We start from the raw sequence: 19,568 nt of genomic DNA, 5'->3' as shown, positions 1-19,568 counted from the left end.
CTGTTGAAGTCCGTATTACTGGCAGCAGCAGCCGGCTGGGCAGCACATCGTTTCAACCGTATCTCTCTACCTATCCTATTGGCCGTTGTACTGTTCTATCAGGTAGCAGGTACTTTGGGCGAATGGGCTATGGTGGGCAGCTTCTTCCAAGCCGTACAGGATTTCCGTATCGGGCTGCCGGGAATGGCAATGCAGGTAGTAGGCGGCTATGCGCTGATAAAGTATAGCGCATCGCTGTAATAACCTTGTAGAAATATTAAAAAAGGTTCGGAACTGTTTCGGTATACAGTTTTACGAAAAGCATAGAGGATATTTGGCCTCAACCAAAAGAAAACCTTAGAATCAATAATCAGAGAAAGATAGGATGAGCTTTTCCTGCTTTTTGAATTCTAAGGTTTCAACCAAATATAATCTACGAGAATAAAAAACGTTAGTTGCTGTAACCAAGAGATACAACCTCTATTTTATCTTGTCATATTGCTGTTCCGCTTTAATTTCCGTATAAGCAGGTGCATCAATCATCTCGACCAATGCTCTTAAAACAGGTCCTTCACCCATAGGGTCGTTTTTCCATTGAGGGCGATTATAATAAAATGATAAAGAAGGCATAATTCCCGTACCGGCACAAATAGCGGTAACATCACCTTCAGGGGTGATTTTTGTCAGCATACCTTTCAAGCCTTCCCATGCCACATAAATATAATCGGAATGTAACCATCCTTCTTTAACTCCCTTGGCAATGCCGAAAACAAACATGGCCGTTCCCGTTATCTCTTCATAAGAATCTGGTTTGTCGAGCAACTGATGCCATAATCCGTTAGCGCCCTGATAACGGATTACCCCATCCGTCTGCATCCGGAAGTTCTTAATGACATCTTCGCGCATAGGATGATTTTCGGGCATTCTCGACAGTAAATCTGCCGTTGCCATAAATACCCATCCGTTGGCTCTTGACCAATGAGCTACTCCGTGTATCTTCGTGTCTGTATGATAACAGTGATAATAGACTCCCTTCTCGGGACACCATAGATAGCGGGTGTAATTCAATATCTGATTGGCAGCATCATCGAAATACTTATTATCTCCTGTCATCTCTCCCATTCTTACCAAAAAGGAAAGAGCCATAAAAGCATCATCGGCCCACACCGTATTCACGTGCGGCCACAATCGGGCAATAGTGCCATCGGCAAGCCGGGGTTCGGAGAACATTAAATGATGATTGGTACTTTCAATATATTTCCGGAATGCCGCATTAGGATGTTTCCGGCTCAAATCAATCAAACTTGCTCCCATCGGCCCGTTATCGTCCAGACGTTTATTACGATAAATCATGTGCCAATTCAAGGCATTCACCGCTTTCCATCCTTCATTCTTCAACGTTTCCTCATACAATCTACGGAAATAAGATTGATTGTCCTCATCAAATACGAAATTCATATTCTTCAATACGTAGTTTTCGTATTTGGAGTTATCCAGCTTATTACCCAATTCCATTAAAGCAATATTAGTAACTCCGTTCGTGTAGTGCCAATCAAGATATTTACTCCTGACTTTCACCGCTTTATTCAAAGGCATATTCTTTAAGGATGTATAGGTCTTTCCGCTTTTCTTATCCACAAACTCATAAGTCGTGGACGCCAAAATACGATCAGCTATCTTCATTGCCATCTCCTTGACTTTGTCATTCGTTTGCGCCCCTGCCGACACGTTACACAGTTGCAATATGCTTATAAAAACAAGACATAACTTTTTCATCATCATTCGGTATTCTATTTAATCAGAAATATATAATTCTCTATATTCGTATATCCATTAGACGCTACTTTCATGGCATCTGCCGGATCATTCTTATCAAGGCCGTATTTGTCTTCAAACTCGTCCGGCATACCATCATTTATAATCCGCAAATCCAAATTTCCGCAGAATCCGAAACGAAGCGTTCGATTTTCAGGGAAAAGGACAAAACGAAGCGTTCAAAAAAGGAAAGCGCGCAACACTCAAAAAGCCGAAACAAAAGTTTTGTAATGACCTCTGTTTCGGCTTTATAATTTCATAAAAAATGGCTTTATAACGGCATTAAAATAAGGCTCAAAAGTTTGGCCTTCTACTTGAAAAATTGTATCTTTGTTCAGTGCTAAGCAGCTGTTTTATGAACTAATTTTTCCTGTTTCTTATACAGCATCATGTCTGTATATTCGGCAGAATAATTCATGTGGGCATTGAATTCCTTTTTTGTACAACCCTCAAAAGGATTGCCAATGGTTTTGTTTGCTCCAATCCATTCACACAGTTCAAGTATGGAGGATTTATTGGATGTGAAATAAACGAAGGAATGCTTTTCGAGTATCTTTAAAACATCCAAATAATCAGACAAGCGCCAATACATATTGTACGTACCAACATCAGTGGAAAGATAAGGCGGATCAATTAAAAAGACGACTCCGGGAACATCCTTATATTGGTTGAATACTGCTTTGTAGTCGCATGATACAATTTCAAGCCCTTTTAAGTAGTCAGAAGACTCCGGATAACCGGTCTTGCGAATGTTGTTATAAAGGACTTCCTTGCGCATTTCGGCTACAGACAATTTATACTTCATGGAGAACATAAGTGAGGATGATAAGGTTATAAAATCCACGTACCCAACATTTAGTTCTTCTTCCTCGATACGTTTAAAAATGCGTTCTCTAAGTTCCCCTTTAATTGGTTTATGTTTGGGTATCGAATTACCCACCAGCTCCCTAATATCGGCAAGCAGTTTATTTGTCTGTGGGATATTTTTCAGTCTGAACCGGTAGTTGTCGAAGTCATTGTAGACAACAGTAGCATCGGGCTTGCTTCTTTTGGCTATATGCGAAAGAAGTCCGGAACCGCCAAACAAGTCCACAAACACGGTATCTTCAGGGAACTGTTCCAAAACTTTAATAAACTCTTTAGCAAACATTCTTTTTTGGCCTACAAATGGCAGTGGTGCAGATAAATTCATATTCTTCATACGTTCAAGTCAAATTTAATGTTTTCAACTCCGGATAACAGTTCCAGAGTCCGGTCAATGTTATTTTCATATATATGCACATTTCCAAGGTCAAGGGTTATGGACTTCAGGGGAAGCTCCACCTGCCTTGCCATCAGATAAAGATGATAAATATCAGCCGGAAGCCCAAGGTTCGCATCAGAACTACGCTGATATGCAGATAGCACCAATTCTCCCTCATCAATTTGGAACTGCACAAGACTCAGGCAGGGTGCCTGGTTGCTTTCCACCCCGGTTTCTCCAAGAAACAGGACATAATTCTTGCTGTTGCGCTTTTCCCGGTTAATCCTGGTTATGAGGGGTGGAAGCTTTTCAAAGTAAGTTGGATAGCTGTTTACAAGGGTATGGCCGCAATAATCCCACCAGGTAATCCCTGCCTCTTTGTATTTTTCCACATCCCGGACTCCTTGCATAAACAGTTTCAATTCCTCTTTCAGCTTTTTCCTGGCTATCCCGTGGCTTTCAAATATGTCAAGTAAATCAGCGGGGGTTAGCATGAGCCTTTCGTTTAATAGATACTTGATACGCCCTTTCCTATTGGTCTGGATTTTGCCCGTTTGGAGTATCTTGTCTAATGTCTGGTAATACTTATTCATGAGCTTTATTTTTGGTTGTACAAAGGTAGCTCTACCGGACAACACAAGGCATCCCCGGCACATCAATCACACTGCACCGAGCGTGCAGTGCTTTCCAAACCGTTTGATAACATCATACACCTTACGTTCGCTTACCGAATATTTATTTGCCAAAAACGCCACTGCATAAGTGGTCTTTTCACCTTGTTTTTTCATGACCTCATACTCCGTATATAAGTCTATGAATCGAAGGTCATCCTGCTTGCCGCCCAAACTTATAAGCATTTCAAGCGGTTCTCTGTTAAATTTAAGTGCTTCAAACAATGTCATATCCAATCATTTTTGTACTTTTGCAATGCCAATCATTTATTTAATGCGTAAAAACGCCACGAGAGTGCGGCAGAGGGCATTGCCCCCGGTCGCGCACTCTCGTGGCGTTTTGTGTTAATAAATGATTGGCGTCTATATTAACAGGCCGGGGGCTTTTTTTATCCCTCCCCCGAAGGGATTGTCAATCACTCAATCCGATATAATTCCAAATTGAACTTGTCCTTTTTTTCCCAGCCTTCAGCCAGAACTGTCTGAATGAATCCTACTGCTTTTGTATAGAAATCTTTCAGTTCTTCTAACTGAGTAAAAGTATGGTATTCCGGTTGTTCATCCGAACCAAACTTAAACGTCACTGGCAGGGTTTCTCCGCCCGTCTGAACGGCCAAATCGTATGCTGCCTTATAGTTGTACTGGTTCTCCACAGAAAGCCATACATGGGCACCATTATAGGCGAATCCGGATAGGATAGCCGCATCAGTCTGGCTGTTATACCAGGACATAACCAATGTGTGGATTTCCTCATCAGTAGGCTTATGCCCGAACTCCTCTTCCATGTAGGAGGCAGAGCCGTTCTCTTTTTCCTGCACATCCCATCGGATGCGCCATTTGTCTTTAACCGGGTTCGTGCATTCCATCAGCGAAACCCCGGAACTTCCTTCAACTCTTCTCATGTAAACACGTATTTGGTTCTACCTTTGCCGAATGTCTCTGTCTTGATGGTCGTTTCAAACGGGAAACCATCCGGCATTTCCTTTACTTGTGCGAGAATATTCTTCATTTCCTCGCTGTTGGTGAAGAACTTCTTTGCCTCGCCGTTCACTTCGATGGCCACAATACAGCGGTCTTCTCCCTGCTCGGTTTTGATACCGGTCTCAAAGTCCTTCACTACAATGGGTAAGTTTACCAGTTCCCGGATGCTTACCACCACTCCGGGGAATCGCTTTTTACCGTCTTCCGGCTTGTAAGCGACATTCAAGTCTTTAAAACTTCTCATTTCTTTGCCTGTTAATTTTTTAAACAACTTATTACAGTCGGCGTGCTTCGTCATGCCGTAGAAACTGGCAATCAGTTCCCGCCGTCTTTTTCTCGATTTTACCTCGTGCATTTTCCGGGCAAACTTCTGTTTGATGCGTTTCCGCAATCTTACATAGTCGGGACGGATAACATAGCCAAGGAAATCAATGCCTTCTTCCACAGGGAACACCCGTTCATTCGGCTTTATTTCCAAGTCTATTTTTCCCATTTGCCCGTGAACAGCATCACGAATCTTCCACAATTCCGCTTTCGTTTTACCGAGTACCAGTCCGTCATCGCAATAGCGATAGTAATAACGAACCCCGTACTTATCCTTCAGATAGTGGTCTAAAAATACAGACAGAAGCAGATTTCCTGCCCCTTGTGAACTGCGCAGTCCGAAACTGATACCTTCTGGCAGCAGCTTAACAAACCGCTCCAACAAGACCAACAGCCTTTTGTCCTTGAACACCCTCCGGAAGCACCACATAACAAAGTCCTGCCGCGCATTGTCATAAAACCTCCGGATGTCAAATTTGTATGCGTAAAGCGTGCCTTCCGGATTTTTTTGCAAATCGGTACGTATGCAGTTCATCAGGTCATGAGTACCGCGCCTTTTGATGCTTGCACCGGTTGTCCGGATATAACGTTTTTGCAGGTGGCGGTCCACCACATTCATGATGGCAAACACAGCGATGCGGTCTTTCATGGACAGGATCTGCAAAATACGTTTTTTACCGTATTCTTCAATTTCCCTCTCATGGTAGCCGCCCAGCCGGAATGAGCCGTCCGCAATGGAAGCCGTCAGTTCGGTGATAATCTTCTCCCTATGGGCAAGCAGGAATCGTCCCTGCCTTGACCTCTTACGATCGGTTCCGCGAAGTACCGAATCGAATGCCTCCGACATATTGGAGTATTCGATGATTTCCTCGATAATATATCCTTCCCTGCGCATAAGCTATTGGTTAATAAACATGGAAGATGAGGGCCTTCCTTTCCCTGGGTCTGACTTCTTCGAACTGATAACAGCCTACCAAACTCCACCCGACGCGTGATTTTTCAGCTTTCCACCTTTTCTGGTGCTGTTGCTGTGGCTTGCTCCCCTCGGCACCGCTTCGGGGACACGTCCCCGCTGCTGTACGCCGATTTGTTAGATTTCCAGACGCGAGCCGACATTCGCATTCGTATTCGAAGCATCGTTATTCGCATTCGCATTCGACACACCGCCATTCGCATTCGCATTGTTGTACCCGCGATAGACCACACGGACTATTGGGGAACTCTACCGCTTGCAAAGTTACTGATTTAACAGGCAAAACAGATAAACGAATTACACTATCATCCAAAATAAAACGGATATACTGCCACCCGCGACGGTGAGCCCCCAATCAATCCAGTCCCAAGGACTTCCCCGAAGAGTATCTTTCAGTTCCAGACAGGAAGCTGCAATGGCCGCAGCATAAAAGGCCGTCCAAGGAGTAAATCCCAATAGACCTACCATCAAACCACCGATAAGATGCTTGTAACGGTTACTCATTTTAAAAAATGCGATAATCTTTTTCATATACCTCAAAATTCTATTTTTTCGACCGGCTTCGCCGGTATTTGAATACCTTTTAAATGGAATTCGGAAACCATCCGAATCCCGTTCTTTCGTTTTAGTCGCTTCGCTCCACGCTTTGGCGCTTTGCGCTTACGCCACCTCGCGTATCGCCTTGTACGCTGCCACGCTTTGCGCCCGGACGATTTTGCCGCGGAAGGCCAGACGCGAGCCGACATGCGCATACGTAAACGAAGCATCGTAATTCGCATACGCACTCGACACACCGCCATTCGCATTCGCACTGTCGTACCCGCGAGAGACCACACGGACTGTAGCGGTGCTTATCCAGTACATGTCGGTATAGTAGGTGGAAGATGATCCGTTCAAATTACCTACCGGAACCATGTCCATATACTTGCCGTGCGCCACGCCTGTAATCCACTGACCGCTGTCCTTCTTGCCCTGTACCATACGGATACTGCCGTCAGGCATCCAGATGCGCCATTTGCCCTGGTTGCCGCTGTCATTCGGCAGATCCACGCCGTCCATCATGTCATACTTGTTGCCGTAGATGTCCTCGTAGCCCAGGCAGCAGATATTGTTCACCTGCACCACGGTCGCCTGTCCGTATTCGTCCCGGCTCTTATACCAGGCATACTGATGCACCAAGCCGTCAATCAGCGAATTCGTGATTTTGTTGTTGATGACATACGCTTCGTCATAGCCGATGGTGTCTGTCATTCCATGGTCGGCCGTTCCACCCGTTGTCCGGTTATTGTTATGCTGACCGGCACCGCATTGTTCCTGCATGTCCCTACGCCCGTACTTTGCATAGCTCAGGTTCGCGATGCGGCTGTGCATCAGGGCATCTATCTGCTGCATGCCACGCTGCTGGCTGTAATAGTGGAAGTCCGTCCATGTCATGCTTGCCGTGGTCGAAGCTCCGGTTATGCAGGCACGCAACTTGCTGCCCACTACAGAACTGCCCACAACGGCACACAGATGTTCCTCATTGGCCACCCAATCCGGTTCCATGTCCTCTATCTTGTCGCTGTTGCTCAGCACCACGCAGTCAAACTCTGCCGTGTTCAGAATGGAGAAATGCAGGGCTGTAGCACGTTCCGGAACGTCTGCTATCAGATACATGCCGGCTTCAAATTTCAAGCCGATGGTCGGCACCACAATACTCTTCAGGATGTTTCCCTCCGCATCAGCAAACACACTGCCGATAAGCCCTGTTCCTGGAACGCTCGGGAAGCGGACACGTCTGTAACCCGACACGTCCACTTTGCACACGGAATAAGCCTTGTCCGTCGTATAGGATTCCATCAGCGTGGGCTTGCCGCTCATGATCTTGCGTTCACCCAGCCAGCCGCCCTGTGTCTCCTTGATGGCATCCAGTGTCAGTACCGTCGCGTCCGGAATCGGGGGCATTTCGTCCTCCGGATAACTGCTGTAGCAGGCGTACTTCTTGTTGTTCAAATAATCGTTGATGCCTTTGCTCCAGTAAAACGGCTCATACATCATCCAGTCTCCCTCGCTGCCGTCCAGCTTCGCCACCGTGCAATCGTTCATATCCTCCGCATCGGCATAGAAGTTCGAGCTTTCGTCATGCAGGGGGAAATAGGTCATCTCCCCGTCCGGGTTGTTCACTTCCACCTGCTGCCCGGCTATCTCCACCTTCCGGCTCGTGGGCATCCTGGTCACCTTGGCCAATACGCGGTGGCGCTTGGACAGGATGGCATTCACATGCCCGCTCATTTTGTACGTATTGCCGAATTTGTACCCCGTCTTGTTGTCCAGGTTCGAAACATTGGCATCGTCGGCCACACTGTCGTCAAACTCAATCATCGTATAGGGCGGCTGCTTGATGGTCAGTTCCGGATAACGGGCGGCATACTTCTCCAGTTCCTCATCAGCCAGATACTTCGTCAGGGTCAGCTTGCCCCTCAGTCCCGAATGCCGGTCATCCACGGCACCCGTCTGCGTATACGTTCCGTAGTCGTAATACTTCTTCAGCAGGGTTCCGTCGTCTTCCCGGTCTATCTCCAGCACGAAGCGTTCCAGCTTGCCGCTGCCGTTCAGTCTGGCCTGGTGAAGGCGTTCCAGCATAGCGAACCCGTCGATGCCGGGGCAGTTGGTGTAGCGGTAGCCCCGCACATTATTGATGCCTTCCAGTATCAGGCCACTGTCGGACAGCTTGGTCAGATATTCCAGGAACAGTTCCTCAATCGTGTCCGGCAGGCATAACTGCACAACGGGCGCACCGGTGGCCAGTTTCACACGGGTCAGCCCCGTACCCCTCACGTCCAGTTTCTTCAGGCGGCCCTGCCAGCTCAAGTCCAAAGTAGCCACATTGCCGTTGTCCCCGTTCCGGGCCAGCCGGTTGTTCCGTATGTTCACTTCTTCCAGAAGCAGCATGCCGTTCGTCGAAGCCATGAACGAGCCATTCCGGTAACCGCTGGCTTTCTCCACGCTCATGTCGAGTTTTACCAGTGAGGTCAGCAGACCGAAGTTGAAGCCGATTGCGAACGCATCCTCATGCCAAACCAGTTCCTTGACTTTCGCCGCACCGATGATCTTCAACGGGTCATTTTCACCGAAGGCACGGGTCAGCTGCAACGAGTGGAGCACGTCCGCATCCACCACGCCGCTGTCGGCCTGCACGCCGTTGCTGGTGGAAAGCTGCACACGGTACGGAATGGTCAGACGGTACTGCATCGGTTTCAGCGTGTAGGCCTTGTCCAGCGATGCCGTACTCTGGTAGAACTGGGCACCCAGCGTGGATACATAGCCGTACTCCACCTGCTTCAGGTCATACCGGCGTTGGATGAAGTAGTTTCGGTGTGCTTTCAACGAACCCTTCAGACCGTAGATTTGCGGATAGGTCTGTTTGGCTCCGTCCGCACCCACCGGCATTTCGTTCAGGAACGGATAGATGTATTTGAAGATGCCGGACTTGTTATAGAGGCGCGAGCACCACTTCTTCATCTGTTCGGTATCGAAATGGTCAATGGCTTTCTGGATACTGAAAGCACTCATGAAGCTTGCGCCCCCGTTCCATCCGCTCACCATAATCTCCACAATCATGTCCCAGCAATTGGCCACGATGAGGTTCCACAGCCACGAGTTATGACCCTGCATCACATAAGCCCCGTCGCGCTTCGTCTGGCGGTTGTCGTCATACTTCCCGGTCAGGAACGACTTGTTGTCAGAACCGAGCTGGCAGTCGCCGTCATAATAGTCAATCAACCATTTCACACCGTCCCATGTGCGGATAAGCATGTTCTTCGCAAGCTGGTCCACGCCGAGGTTGAACTGCACGTACAGATAGTAGGCAATCAGGTGGGGAAGGTCGAAATACTTCGATGCCTCTTTCCTGAACGTATCGCTCTGCCACTTGGCGGTAGGGAACTTGTCGCCGTCGTCCTCATAGTCCACCCCCTCGAACGAATGGGATTCCGTGCTGTAAACCATGTTCCTGCCCGCAGGCGTTTCCTTTACGCACCGGTAGACGAAACTCATCATGCGGTCGGTGGCCTTGTACATCTTGTCGTACTTGTCACCGGTACCGAGGTGGTCTTTCAGGTTCGGTTCTTCCTCCGCGTCACCGCCTCCGTCCGACCAGAAGGTATCTTTCGGATGATTAAATTCCAGTCCTCCGTCAAAGTTGTAGTCCATGAAATCCTTATGCTCCGGTTCGGTACTCGGCAACCAGTGGAACAGGCACAGCGGATTGGAGTTGTTCAGCGTCTCGAAGCAGACGGGCAGGTACTGCTTGTGTCCTTCCTCGTCGGCTTCCAGGTAGTTCAGCGTGTCGCCCTCGCCCCATTTCTCGCCGCCGATGGTCTCATCCTGCCCGAAGATGGGGTAGCTGTCGCTCTTCTCGTTGTTCATGTTGTACTGGCCGTAATAGGTCAGGTCTTCGTCGGCACTCTTCGCTACGAACAGGTCGCACGGCAGGCCGTCGATGGCCGAACGGTAATCGTCCTTCAGCCCATGGTCTTTGGCGTAACGCTGGGCAGGCGTAAGCAGCCCCATCTCTTTCAGTCCGTCATTGATAAGCTTCGCACCTCCGGTATTGGTGGTCATGGACGAGTCCGAGAAGTCGCATTTGGAACATGCCAGCTTCGCGCCTACCGAGTTCCTGCGTAACTTGAAGAGATTTTTTTTGCCGGTAGTTACCACCGGATTCTTCTGCCTGCCGTTTCCGTCAATCTCCCCGTAGCTCAATGTAACCGTCCAGCCGCTTGCCGTCTTCTGGAAGTAGAAACGGAAGTTCTTTCTGGCATAGTTCACGGAAGAAGTACCCTGAATACGGACATATACGTTGGTAAGGATAAAGTCAAGCGTCCTGTCCTCTCCGTTATAGAAACGGACCTCCCTTACCAGTTTGTTGGCCTTCTTGTCGTTCAGCTGGGCCAGTGCATCCACCACGTTCAGCGTGTCGCTGTCGCTCGGAACCTCACTGCCCACGCTGCCCGTGCCTATCAGTACCAGGATCGAGTTCCGGCGCTTCTTCATCAGCCCCATCAGCTTCTCCATGCTCACCGTATCTCCTTCATTCAGCACGCGGTTGTCCTCATCCAGTGAGCGCACGCCCGGTTCCCCGTCGGCATCCTCCAGGTGGTTGCGGTCCACGATGTAGTTGTTCAGCACCTCGTCCGAGGTCAGCGCCTTGTTATAGATACGCACGCTCTTCACGTTCAGGTCGGCACCCGCCGACTTAAATTCCAACTGGCTCTGAATGTCAAAATTCACCTTGTCGAGCCACTTGGAAGCAGCCGACTCTTCACCGTTCACATAGAAACCGATCAGCGTGCGCTGTTCGTTGGTCTGCACGTTCGGATAGAACACGTAGGTAATGCGGATATTCGTACCCGGCTGGAACTTGGTACCCACCGAGTCTTCATAGCGCAGCATCTGTCCGGCATCCATCGCCTCGGTCACCACACCGGTCAGGAACTTGGCCTCTTCCGGAGTCACAATCAGCCCGTACCGGTTGCCGTTGTCCAGCTGCCCCAGGCAGGTGATCAGCTCGGCATCCGTATCCGTCACGTTGGCCGTGCTGTATTCTATCTCCAGCGTCATGCCCACGTCACGGATGGCAAATCCCTCGGGCTTGTCCGCCTCGTTGAAGGGGCGGTAACCGCCGTCAGCGGTCAGGGTCATACCTGCACCACCGGCCAGCAGCAGGCGGTCCTTGTGCCAGCCGCTACCGGCACCATATTCGTTCACGCTCCACAGCACGTCCCGGAACTCCATACGCTTGTCACCGCTCACCCAGCTTGCCGGGTTGTTTTCCGTGTTGCTTCGCCCGAAGGCGTCAAACGTACACACGGCATCCGGTGCCAGCGTGGCTTCAATGTCCGGGTGCGATGTGGTGTTCACCTGCACCTCAAGCACGGCATCGCCGCATGACACACGGTAGTCCAACGGTTCCACGTTCACGTTCGTCCGTCCGTAGCTGCCGGTCTCACCGCGTTGCAGCAGGTCTTCCTTCACCACGCTGCCCCGGTCGGTCACTTTCACACGGGCCGTGTACGCATCGCGGTCATAGCCGGCATACGTGAAGTTCCATGCCGTGAACTGCTCTGCCTCCAGCACCGGGTGTTTCCAGTCACGCTGGAACCCCGCTGCCCGGTGGCTGAACATCAGGCCGGCATACGCTGTCACACCTCCGCCTGCCTTCAGCAGCGTAATGTAATGCACCCGGCTCACCACACCGGAGTTCTCATGCTGCGCGTAGGCTTCCACCACGTTCGTACCCTCCTGCATCTGTGTCAGGGGGATGGTCACGTTCTTCTGCTGCACACCGCTGCCGGCCGAAAGACCGAGGGTAAAGGCCTGTCCGCCGTTCACGCGGTAGTAGATGTTCTTCTCACCGCTCGTGCCCTTGGCAGTAAAGGGGATGTTCACGTCATTTTTATATCCCCCGTCGGCCAGCCCGTTGCCCGCCGAGTAGGTGGTCTCCAGCTCCATGGCCACCATGGTCACCTTGGCCGTGGCCGTCTTCATCAGCGTGCCGTCCTGGTAAGTTGCCTGCGCTTCCACCTGTACGGTATAGGCAGTGGCATCCTTCAGATAGGGCGAAGCGTCAAAGGTATAGCTCTGTCCGGCTGTAACGCCCACAAACTCCGCATCCCGGAACTCACTGATGACGGTCGAACCGCGTTTCACGATTACACGGGCTTTCAGGTCGCTGTAGCCGTCCACCGTACCGCCACCGGCAGTGCCCACACCTACGGAGTATTTCACCACAAAGCCGCTGCCCAGTGCCAGATACTGCGAGGCGGGAAGTCCCGCACCGCCGCTGTCCGTCAGGTCGATGTTCACCACCACCTTGTCATCGTCCGTGTACTTGGAAAAGCGCACTTCCTTCGAGCTCTCGCCGCCCTGGTTGTCCTTCTGCTTGACGGTCATCACGTACTGGGTGCCGTCCTCGCTGTCCTGCACATCCACGTCCGTCACCGTACCCACCATCGCATCGAACACCGTTCCGGATGTAGGAGGTTTCGTCTCGCCGCTCACCAGTTCCTCGGTAGGGGTACGGTTTGACAGTTCCTTCTTCAGGAACGCTTCGATGTCATCGCCTGCATAGGCATGATAGGTGCCGTCCGGCTGTTTCTGATTCCATGGTGTTTCAAGATTCATCGGATGCTCGGTCGCGTTGATGATTCCGCTTATTTTCCTTTTTGCCATAATACTGTCCTTTTATAATAATCATTCATTTATCAGTTTTACTGCTACCGTTCCATGCGTCCGATCCGTTCCACGGCTCGTCGCCTTTCCAGTATCCAAGTCCGAAACAGCTGCTTATCGCAGACCACACCAGTCTTGCCCCGGCATAGACAGCCGACAGGGCACGTTTCCCCACATACGCAGCCGTTATTTCCTTACCGCCTATGGTTATCATCGTCAATCCTCCTCATAAATCAGATACAGCGTATTCGCATCCTTGTCCTGCAGCGCCTCGTAAGCTTCCCCGCTCATCACCTCATGCCGGTAGGCCAGCAGTCTCAGGCTGCCGCCTGTTCCGGTATATACGGCATCACCCAGCAGGTAGAGCTTGTCCGGCAGGATGGCTGTCCGGTCCGCATTCATGAATATGCCGGCAGGAGGCACACCCGCCACATCCCAGTCCCCGTACAGGGTGGAGTCCATGTGGTAGGCGAACTTCCCGGCATCCGCTACATACACTACGCTGCCGCCCGGTTTGGTACTCTTGTCAGGTAAAACGTTGCCTGTTTCCATCCATGAGGAAAAGCGTGCGGTAGCCCCGCCGATGGCTGCTGCCGTAGTCTGTTCCACCTTGGCAGCGGCGTTTTCTGCCTTGGCTGCCGCTTCGTTGGCCTTGGTGGCCGCTTCCGTGGCGGCCTGGGTCTTTTCCTCCAGTCCGGCTACGGCTCCTTCCGCTTTCTTGGCGGCAGCCTCGGCACGGGCGGCGGCATCGCTCGCAGGCTTCCCTATCAGTTCCAGGGGGACGTTCACCATCTTGCCGTCCTTCTCCCCGGGCAGTGATTTCACACCGCTCAGCGAGGTGACGGTCTCCAAGTCCTCCACGCCGGTAGAACTCTGGAGTACACGGTCCAGCACTTCCTGAACCAGTTCTTCTTGTGTCATTTCTGCCATACTCATTCGTTTTTATCGGTTTCTGACCCGCCCAGGATTTCGTTCAGGGCATCTATCACATTGGGAAGACAATAGCGTTCCACCGCCATGTGTATCATCCCGGTTTCCTCATCGCTGAACTCGGTCTCGCCGGTACTCTCGAAAATCTTGAACGCAAGCCGATGGGCCTTGATGCCACTGACACGCGTATACAGCAAATCGGCTATCTGCTCACGTGCATCGAAAACCTCCCTCGTCTGACGGGTTATTCCGGTGGGAACGCTGAAATTCCTGAAATCTAACTTTTTCATATATATCTGTTTTTTAGGATGAATGATTCAATATCTGGTAACGGAATCCGTCCGCTTTTGTAATAAGTACCGTTACGGAGTCCCCGGATGCCATCTCGTAGTTTTGCAAATCTTCATTGTGGTTATAGATACCTTTTAGTATGATATTCTTTGAACCGGGTCTGACCCTGAACGTGACAATGGCTGCAAAATCGGTAGGCAAGTAACTCATGCCGAACTTGTATGCCACAGAACTTTCCGACGGCAGCGTAACCTCTACCTTACTGTAGTTGGGTTCATTGTAATACATCAAAATGATATTGTGTTGTGAGAAATCCACCGTGTAGTTTCCACTTCCGAAGGTAAGCAGCTTGGCTTTCGTATTGATAAACGCCGGGGCAAGTAATGCCGCATTGCTGCTGATACCGTAGTTCTTCGTACCGCCGGTAACATCTATAAACAATCCATAGTTCGCTTGGTCGAAGCCGTAATTCCCGTATATATTGGGGGCTGAGTTCACGATACGACCGACAGCGGTAAAAGCTCCTCCTGCAGAAGACGGTATCACATCATCACCGAACATCACATATCCTTTGCTGCCGCCGACACGGAAAAAATCATCATAAATGGCAAGACCGCCACCGCTCCCGTGAGAGTCGGCCACAGAACCGATACGGCCGTTCCCTATCTCAAAGCCGCCGATTTTCCCTTTGCTGCTGTCTATCTCTCCGGTAAACTTACCGTTGGTCGTTTCAATGCTGCCGTCTTCCAGTATCTTGAAGTTGCCGTTGGCCGTTACCAGTCCCTCCAGCTGTATATGGTCGGCTGTCAGCTTGATTTTGCTCACGGTATTTCCGTACTCGTCCTCTTCCTCCACGCTCACCCCGATAAGGGCAATCTTTCCTGTATTGTCCTGCGCATACAGACCGGAACCTTCAGGCTTTATGACAAGCCCCGTCTCTTTCAGCGCATTACCGTCCTTGTCGAAGACCGCCGCTGAAATCTTTACCAGCCGGTCGCTCTGTTCGAACAGTGTACGGTACTTATAGGCCAGTGCGTCCGCCTTGTTGGTGCTGAACACCAGCAGCGAAATGTAAATCACGCCCGTAAACGACAGCTTGAAGTCGCCAGTGCCGTTCCAAAGTCCGTCCAACGTGAACATCTTCTCACCGCCAACGGGCAGGTCCTCTTCATGGCCGAACATGTTGAAGTTCTCAAACCCGGTCTTATCAGCGTTCACAAATTCTATTTTCAACCTTCCGGCCTTGATAACCTGGTAGCTGAACGACAGATACACCACGCCGGGCACCCGTTCGCCCTGGCTGTTCGTCTGCCGGTACTCCGGTACCAGCCGGAAGTCCTCCAGTTTCTGCATGATATAGCTGTTCCGGATATAGGCATAAGGCACCTTGCCTTCGGTCCGTATCTCGGCATGGCCGTCCGGCTTCGTACCGTAAGGACCGCCGTTCGCCCAGATCCAGCGTCCGCCCAGGGTGAACAGCGTAGCCTTGCTGCCCGTCTTCCATTTGTCCATGCCGTCGGCAAAACTGCTGTTGTCCAGATAACTCTGTTCTTCGCGTATTTCCTTGCGCAAGCTTTCCACGGCTGAATGGATTTTCCCCTCGGTTATCTCAAACCGCGTCAGGATGTCCTCGCCCGTCATCAACACGAACGTACCCTTCAGCCACACGTTGTCGGCATACAGGCCGTTTCCTTTCGGCTGTTTGTCTGCCGGGAAAGCGCTGCTCCTGATGCCGTCCAGCTTACCCAGCCGGCAACGAAGGCAGCCGTTGAAGTTCTTGGCCTTCACACCGTCCAGAATGTCGATACGGGGCTGCCCGTCCTCCGTGGCCGCAATGGATATAAGGTTCTGCCGGAGCGGGTTTTCGGTGTTGCCCATCAGCACGCACTCATCGCCTGCCTCCGGCTTCACCCCGCCAAACTCGCTTACCGGGACCAGCACACCGCCGGCTATCACCGAAGCCACCTCCACCCAGTATGCTTTTAGTTTCTTACCACCCGTAACCGCACAGCGCATCAGGTCATGGGCCACAAAGCCCGATTCCTGCTCAAACACGATGCGGTAGTTGTCGCCCTGCTTCACCACGTCCTTGATCTTGCCGTTGGCAGCGGACACCACCAGCTGGCCGCACACGCTGCGCACCTTCTCGATCAGCAGTTCCAGCGCCACCAGGCTTTGCCGGGCAGTCACTTTGTCCACCGTCAGGTTTGTCAGTCCGGTCAGCTGGTCAATCCACAGCTGCCAGCCCTCACCGGTCAGCCCGTCCACAAACTCCGTGCTGCGCAGCAGTTCGCGGATCACGGCAGTCAAGTATTCGGCATTGCCCTCACCATCCACGATGCCGCAGGGCTTGCCGCCAGCAGCCTCGCCAAAGCTCACACCCTTCAGGAAGCGGATGGACTCTTTGGCTGTGTCCGGCTGGTTCTTGCTCAGGAACTCTTTCTGGCTGCGCCGGGCGGAAAACAGGTTGTTGTCCGTGGGCAGCGTCTTGTCCCAGCTTCGTATGATGTCCGGAAGGGCAGCGCCTTCCGTCTTTGATTTCGTATAGCTTTTCAGCGCACCGATGCTGTCCGTCACCTTGTCGAACTTGCCCACCTGCAGCGCATCGCTTATCTCGATGTCCATCTGCCCGGGTTCGTTCACCTTGCGGCTGATCTTGGTGATACGGCTCTGACGGTAGCCTTTTTCCGGGAAATACTTCCGGCTCTCCAGCTTCACCCGTCTGCCCACAAACAGGTCTATGCCGTGCTCCTCGATGTATACCGGGTCTGTCGGGGCTTTGTAGGCGGCAATGTCCAGCCAGTGGTCCCGGTTGTACTCGTCCACCGCAACCGCAAACTCCTCTTCGGCCAGCCGGTAATACTCATCCGGCATCCGGATATTCCACAGGATATAGGTGTCGCCTGCTCGGGGCACCAGCTTGCCGCCCGGCAGCTGGGTGTCGTCATCGTAGGGCCAGATGGTGATCAGTTCGAATTCACGTGCCGCGCTGTCGTAGTTCACCTCAAAATAGTGGTCGTCACTCTCCCCGAGTCCGGCCAGGTCGCCTGTCTGGAACGACACACGTTTTGTCTCACCCGCCAGCTCGTACAGGTTGGGGTCAAAGTCCAGTTCCCCGTCCCGGAAATAATAGACGGTGAATTTGTTTCCTTCATCGTCTGCCACCTCCTCGCTGCGAACCGAGCTCACCGTACCGACCCGACGGGGGAAGATGCCGCTGAAAGCATCCTGCTCGTAATGGTCATAGATGCCATATTCCTCCACGCCCTGCTCGATGTACTTCCTGCCGCCGGGAAGCATCAGACGCGGGCTGCCGTATTTCTCCGCATCGATGTTGCGGGTCGAGCCTACCGGGAACAGGCGCGTATAGAATTTGGCCGTGTTGCTCGTATCTCTTTCCAGGGAGGTCAGCCCCTTGCCATAGCCAAGGGTGATTTCTTCCCCGTGTTCGCAGCGGCACACGTTCACAGTCTGCCCCTCAACCCACCATTCCACCTTGCCGCCTGCCTTTTCCGCGATGGCTTTCAGCGCTTCGTCGCAGTACATCCCCTCGTAGTCTATCGTGATCAGCTCCGTACCTTCCACCGTACCCGTCTTCCAGTCAGTAATGTGGCCCATGCCGTTATTGATAGCCTTCACCACCATCGCCACATGCTCGCGGGGCGTGGCCGTCAGGGTAAACAGGGGGTTGGTGTCCCCGTCCGTCGTCTCCAGCACCAGGAACCGCTTGATCAGGCTCTCGATACCGTACAGCTTCAGGTTATACTCCCATTCACCATCGCTCACCTGCTTCGGCGTGTAGCGTTCTGTCAGCCAGTACCGTTCGCCCAGATAGTCCGTGTAGTCGTTCACATCCAGGGGCAGGAAGGCATAATAGCTGAACGACAGGGAAAGCACATTGTCTCCCTGCACTTCCTTGCTTTGCGTCGAGCTGTCGTTCACGGCCACATCCGCACGCTTGGTTCCGGCTTTATCATATATCGTTAGAAGCATATTCTAATAGCGTTTGAATGGTTATATAATCGGTTTCGGTTCCCGGAACTTTACCCGGAACTTTCCGGCATGCACACCTTCCGTCCACAGATAGGTCAGCGGGGTGAACTTCGTACAGTCGGCATACTTCACCCGCAGCTGCAGATCCAGCTGGGGGAAACGGATCTCCAGCCAGCCGTCCTTCCCTTGCTTCAGGAAATTCACAAAGGCAAAGTACTGCTTCATCCAGCCTGCCTGGGTCTTGTTGTAAAGCGCAAAATGCAGCGTCACGTCACGCGCTTCATTCCGTGGGGTCAGCACGGGGCTGTATTTTTCCCCGTGCTCTTCCCGTATGTCCACAGCCGTATCCTTCTTGGCCTTGCTCGGGGTCAGGATGGCCGTCAGGTTCTCCATGCCCCCGCGTCGGTCTTCCACCAGGAACACGCCGTATTCCGTCCAGATGTCCGTGCCGTTCACCAGCACCAGTCCGCTCAGTATATTGCCCATATCACTTCACTTTTAGTCCGTCACGTATCATTTTCTTTATCACTTCCTTCAGTTCGCCCAGGTGTCCGGCGCTCACACCGGTGTTCTCGGCTATCCGGGCCAGATGCCCTTCAGCCGTGTCCATCTTCTCCACCACGCTTTCCAGCCGGTCGTCCATGCTGCTCCAGTGCTGCAGCCCGCCGGTGAACATGCCCTCCAGCTTCGTGCCCTGGTCCTGCGTCATGGCCGTAAAGCCGCCCGCTTTCGCACTTTGGCTCGTACCGCCCTGCTGCGTCTTGTCATAACCGGTGGCTGCCGCCAGGTTGTCACGCAGGGCAAGGGCTTCATCCATATACTGCATGTACTCTTCCATCAGCGCGTTCCGTTCCGCCTCGGTCAGTTCGTTGTCCTCCATGGCCTTGCCGAACTTCTCCCACCAGCCTTTCAGTTTGTCGCTGTACATCTCACCGATCTTGTTGCTCAGCATCGCCCGCATGAAGTACTCGGATATATCCTCCGCCGCATCCTTGGCACCGTACTTCATGTTCATCAGGTTGTCGATGAAGCTGCTGTACATACCGTCGAACGAAATGCCCGTCAGCCCTTCATACAGCTGGTCGGTCAGTTCCTCCAGCTTGCCGGCCTGGTCTATGTAGTCATCCAGTTTCTCGGTCAGTCGCCCGCCATAGCC

At 51.8% G+C, this 19,568-nt stretch carries 13 protein-coding genes and 2 pseudogenes; 1 reads left to right on the top strand and 14 read right to left on the bottom strand.

The genetic code is table 11. From position 1 onward, the window contains the following. Positions 1 to 240: pseudogene (locus AB5903_RS17385) on the top strand (ECF transporter S component); the annotation flags it as partial. Positions 241 to 459: 219 nt separating this feature from the next. Here AB5903_RS17385 and AB5903_RS17380 read toward each other — a convergent pair. The 14 genes and pseudogenes from AB5903_RS17380 to AB5903_RS17315 all read right to left on the bottom strand — a co-directional run. Next, on the bottom strand, positions 460 to 1,755 hold the full coding sequence (locus AB5903_RS17380; RefSeq protein ID WP_195658198.1) for a glycoside hydrolase family 105 protein: 1,296 nt from the start codon (positions 1,753 to 1,755) through the stop codon (positions 460 to 462). 379 nt (positions 1,756 to 2,134) lie between these two features. Continuing rightward, positions 2,135 to 2,995: a DNA adenine methylase gene (locus AB5903_RS17375; RefSeq protein WP_007562461.1), complete on the bottom strand. Its 861-nt coding sequence runs from the start codon at positions 2,993 to 2,995 to the stop codon at positions 2,135 to 2,137. Next, the gene (locus tag AB5903_RS17370; RefSeq protein WP_007562465.1) at positions 2,992 to 3,630 is read right to left on the bottom strand and encodes a thymidylate synthase; all 639 of its coding nucleotides are present in this window, start codon (positions 3,628 to 3,630) and stop codon (positions 2,992 to 2,994) included. Before AB5903_RS17370 ends, AB5903_RS17375 begins: the two co-directional genes overlap by 4 nt. 66 nt (positions 3,631 to 3,696) lie before the next feature. Continuing rightward, entirely contained in the window at positions 3,697 to 3,939 is a 243-nt protein-coding gene (locus AB5903_RS17365) for a hypothetical protein (RefSeq protein WP_007562467.1), read from the bottom strand. 185 nt (positions 3,940 to 4,124) lie between these two features. Next, complete coding sequence (locus tag AB5903_RS17360; protein ID WP_007562469.1) at positions 4,125 to 4,610, bottom strand: hypothetical protein; 486 nt, start codon at positions 4,608 to 4,610, stop codon at positions 4,125 to 4,127. Next, positions 4,607 to 5,908 (bottom strand): reverse transcriptase domain-containing protein, encoded by a 1,302-nt coding sequence (locus AB5903_RS17355; protein WP_007562471.1) that lies wholly within the window; start codon positions 5,906 to 5,908, stop codon positions 4,607 to 4,609. Before AB5903_RS17355 ends, AB5903_RS17360 begins: the two co-directional genes overlap by 4 nt. Positions 5,909 to 6,283: 375 nt before the next feature. Further along, positions 6,284 to 6,517: a hypothetical protein gene (locus tag AB5903_RS17350; RefSeq protein ID WP_008673799.1), complete on the bottom strand. Its 234-nt coding sequence runs from the start codon at positions 6,515 to 6,517 to the stop codon at positions 6,284 to 6,286. 129 nt (positions 6,518 to 6,646) lie between these two features. Next, complete coding sequence (locus AB5903_RS17345) at positions 6,647 to 13,198, bottom strand: hypothetical protein (RefSeq protein WP_368118077.1); 6,552 nt, start codon at positions 13,196 to 13,198, stop codon at positions 6,647 to 6,649. A gap of 25 nt (positions 13,199 to 13,223) precedes the next feature. Beyond that, the gene (locus tag AB5903_RS17340; protein ID WP_007562482.1) at positions 13,224 to 13,412 is read right to left on the bottom strand and encodes a hypothetical protein; all 189 of its coding nucleotides are present in this window, start codon (positions 13,410 to 13,412) and stop codon (positions 13,224 to 13,226) included. A gap of 2 nt (positions 13,413 to 13,414) precedes the next feature. After that, positions 13,415 to 14,134, bottom strand: coding sequence for a hypothetical protein (locus AB5903_RS17335; RefSeq protein ID WP_007571287.1), 720 nt, complete (start codon positions 14,132 to 14,134; stop codon positions 13,415 to 13,417). Continuing rightward, positions 14,131 to 14,418, bottom strand: coding sequence for a hypothetical protein (locus tag AB5903_RS17330; protein ID WP_005798244.1), 288 nt, complete (start codon positions 14,416 to 14,418; stop codon positions 14,131 to 14,133). The genes AB5903_RS17335 and AB5903_RS17330 overlap by 4 nt, the downstream gene beginning before the upstream one ends. 13 nt (positions 14,419 to 14,431) lie before the next feature. Further along, positions 14,432 to 18,412 (bottom strand): hypothetical protein, encoded by a 3,981-nt coding sequence (locus AB5903_RS17325; protein WP_117892723.1) that lies wholly within the window; start codon positions 18,410 to 18,412, stop codon positions 14,432 to 14,434. A gap of 21 nt (positions 18,413 to 18,433) precedes the next feature. After that, the gene (locus AB5903_RS17320) at positions 18,434 to 18,898 is read right to left on the bottom strand and encodes a hypothetical protein (RefSeq protein WP_005798248.1); all 465 of its coding nucleotides are present in this window, start codon (positions 18,896 to 18,898) and stop codon (positions 18,434 to 18,436) included. A gap of 1 nt (position 18,899) precedes the next feature. Next, positions 18,900 to 19,568 (bottom strand): annotated as a pseudogene (locus AB5903_RS17315) (viral A-type inclusion protein); the annotation flags it as partial.

The sequence above is a fragment of the Bacteroides sp. 2201st1_D9_2201SCRN_220225 genome, assembly GCF_040928965.1.
Taxonomy (GTDB): Bacteria; Bacteroidota; Bacteroidia; order Bacteroidales; family Bacteroidaceae; genus Bacteroides; species Bacteroides stercoris.
This window is presented reverse-complemented; position numbering and strand designations above follow the sequence as displayed.

Coding starts and splice junctions, on each gene's coding strand:
- AB5903_RS17380 (WP_195658198.1), bottom strand. CDS start 1,755: ATGAAAAAGTTATGTCTTGTTTTTATAAGCATATTGCAACTGTGTAAC.
- AB5903_RS17375 (WP_007562461.1), bottom strand. CDS start 2,995: ATGAAGAATATGAATTTATCTGCACCACTGCCATTTGTAGGCCAAAAA.
- AB5903_RS17370 (WP_007562465.1), bottom strand. CDS start 3,630: ATGAATAAGTATTACCAGACATTAGACAAGATACTCCAAACGGGCAAA.
- AB5903_RS17365 (WP_007562467.1), bottom strand. CDS start 3,939: ATGACATTGTTTGAAGCACTTAAATTTAACAGAGAACCGCTTGAAATG.
- AB5903_RS17360 (WP_007562469.1), bottom strand. CDS start 4,610: ATGAGAAGAGTTGAAGGAAGTTCCGGGGTTTCGCTGATGGAATGCACG.
- AB5903_RS17355 (WP_007562471.1), bottom strand. CDS start 5,908: ATGCGCAGGGAAGGATATATTATCGAGGAAATCATCGAATACTCCAAT.
- AB5903_RS17350 (WP_008673799.1), bottom strand. CDS start 6,517: ATGAAAAAGATTATCGCATTTTTTAAAATGAGTAACCGTTACAAGCAT.
- AB5903_RS17345 (WP_368118077.1), bottom strand. CDS start 13,198: ATGGCAAAAAGGAAAATAAGCGGAATCATCAACGCGACCGAGCATCCG.
- AB5903_RS17340 (WP_007562482.1), bottom strand. CDS start 13,412: ATGATAACCATAGGCGGTAAGGAAATAACGGCTGCGTATGTGGGGAAA.
- AB5903_RS17335 (WP_007571287.1), bottom strand. CDS start 14,134: ATGAGTATGGCAGAAATGACACAAGAAGAACTGGTTCAGGAAGTGCTG.
- AB5903_RS17330 (WP_005798244.1), bottom strand. CDS start 14,418: ATGAAAAAGTTAGATTTCAGGAATTTCAGCGTTCCCACCGGAATAACC.
- AB5903_RS17325 (WP_117892723.1), bottom strand. CDS start 18,412: ATGCTTCTAACGATATATGATAAAGCCGGAACCAAGCGTGCGGATGTG.
- AB5903_RS17320 (WP_005798248.1), bottom strand. CDS start 18,898: ATGGGCAATATACTGAGCGGACTGGTGCTGGTGAACGGCACGGACATC.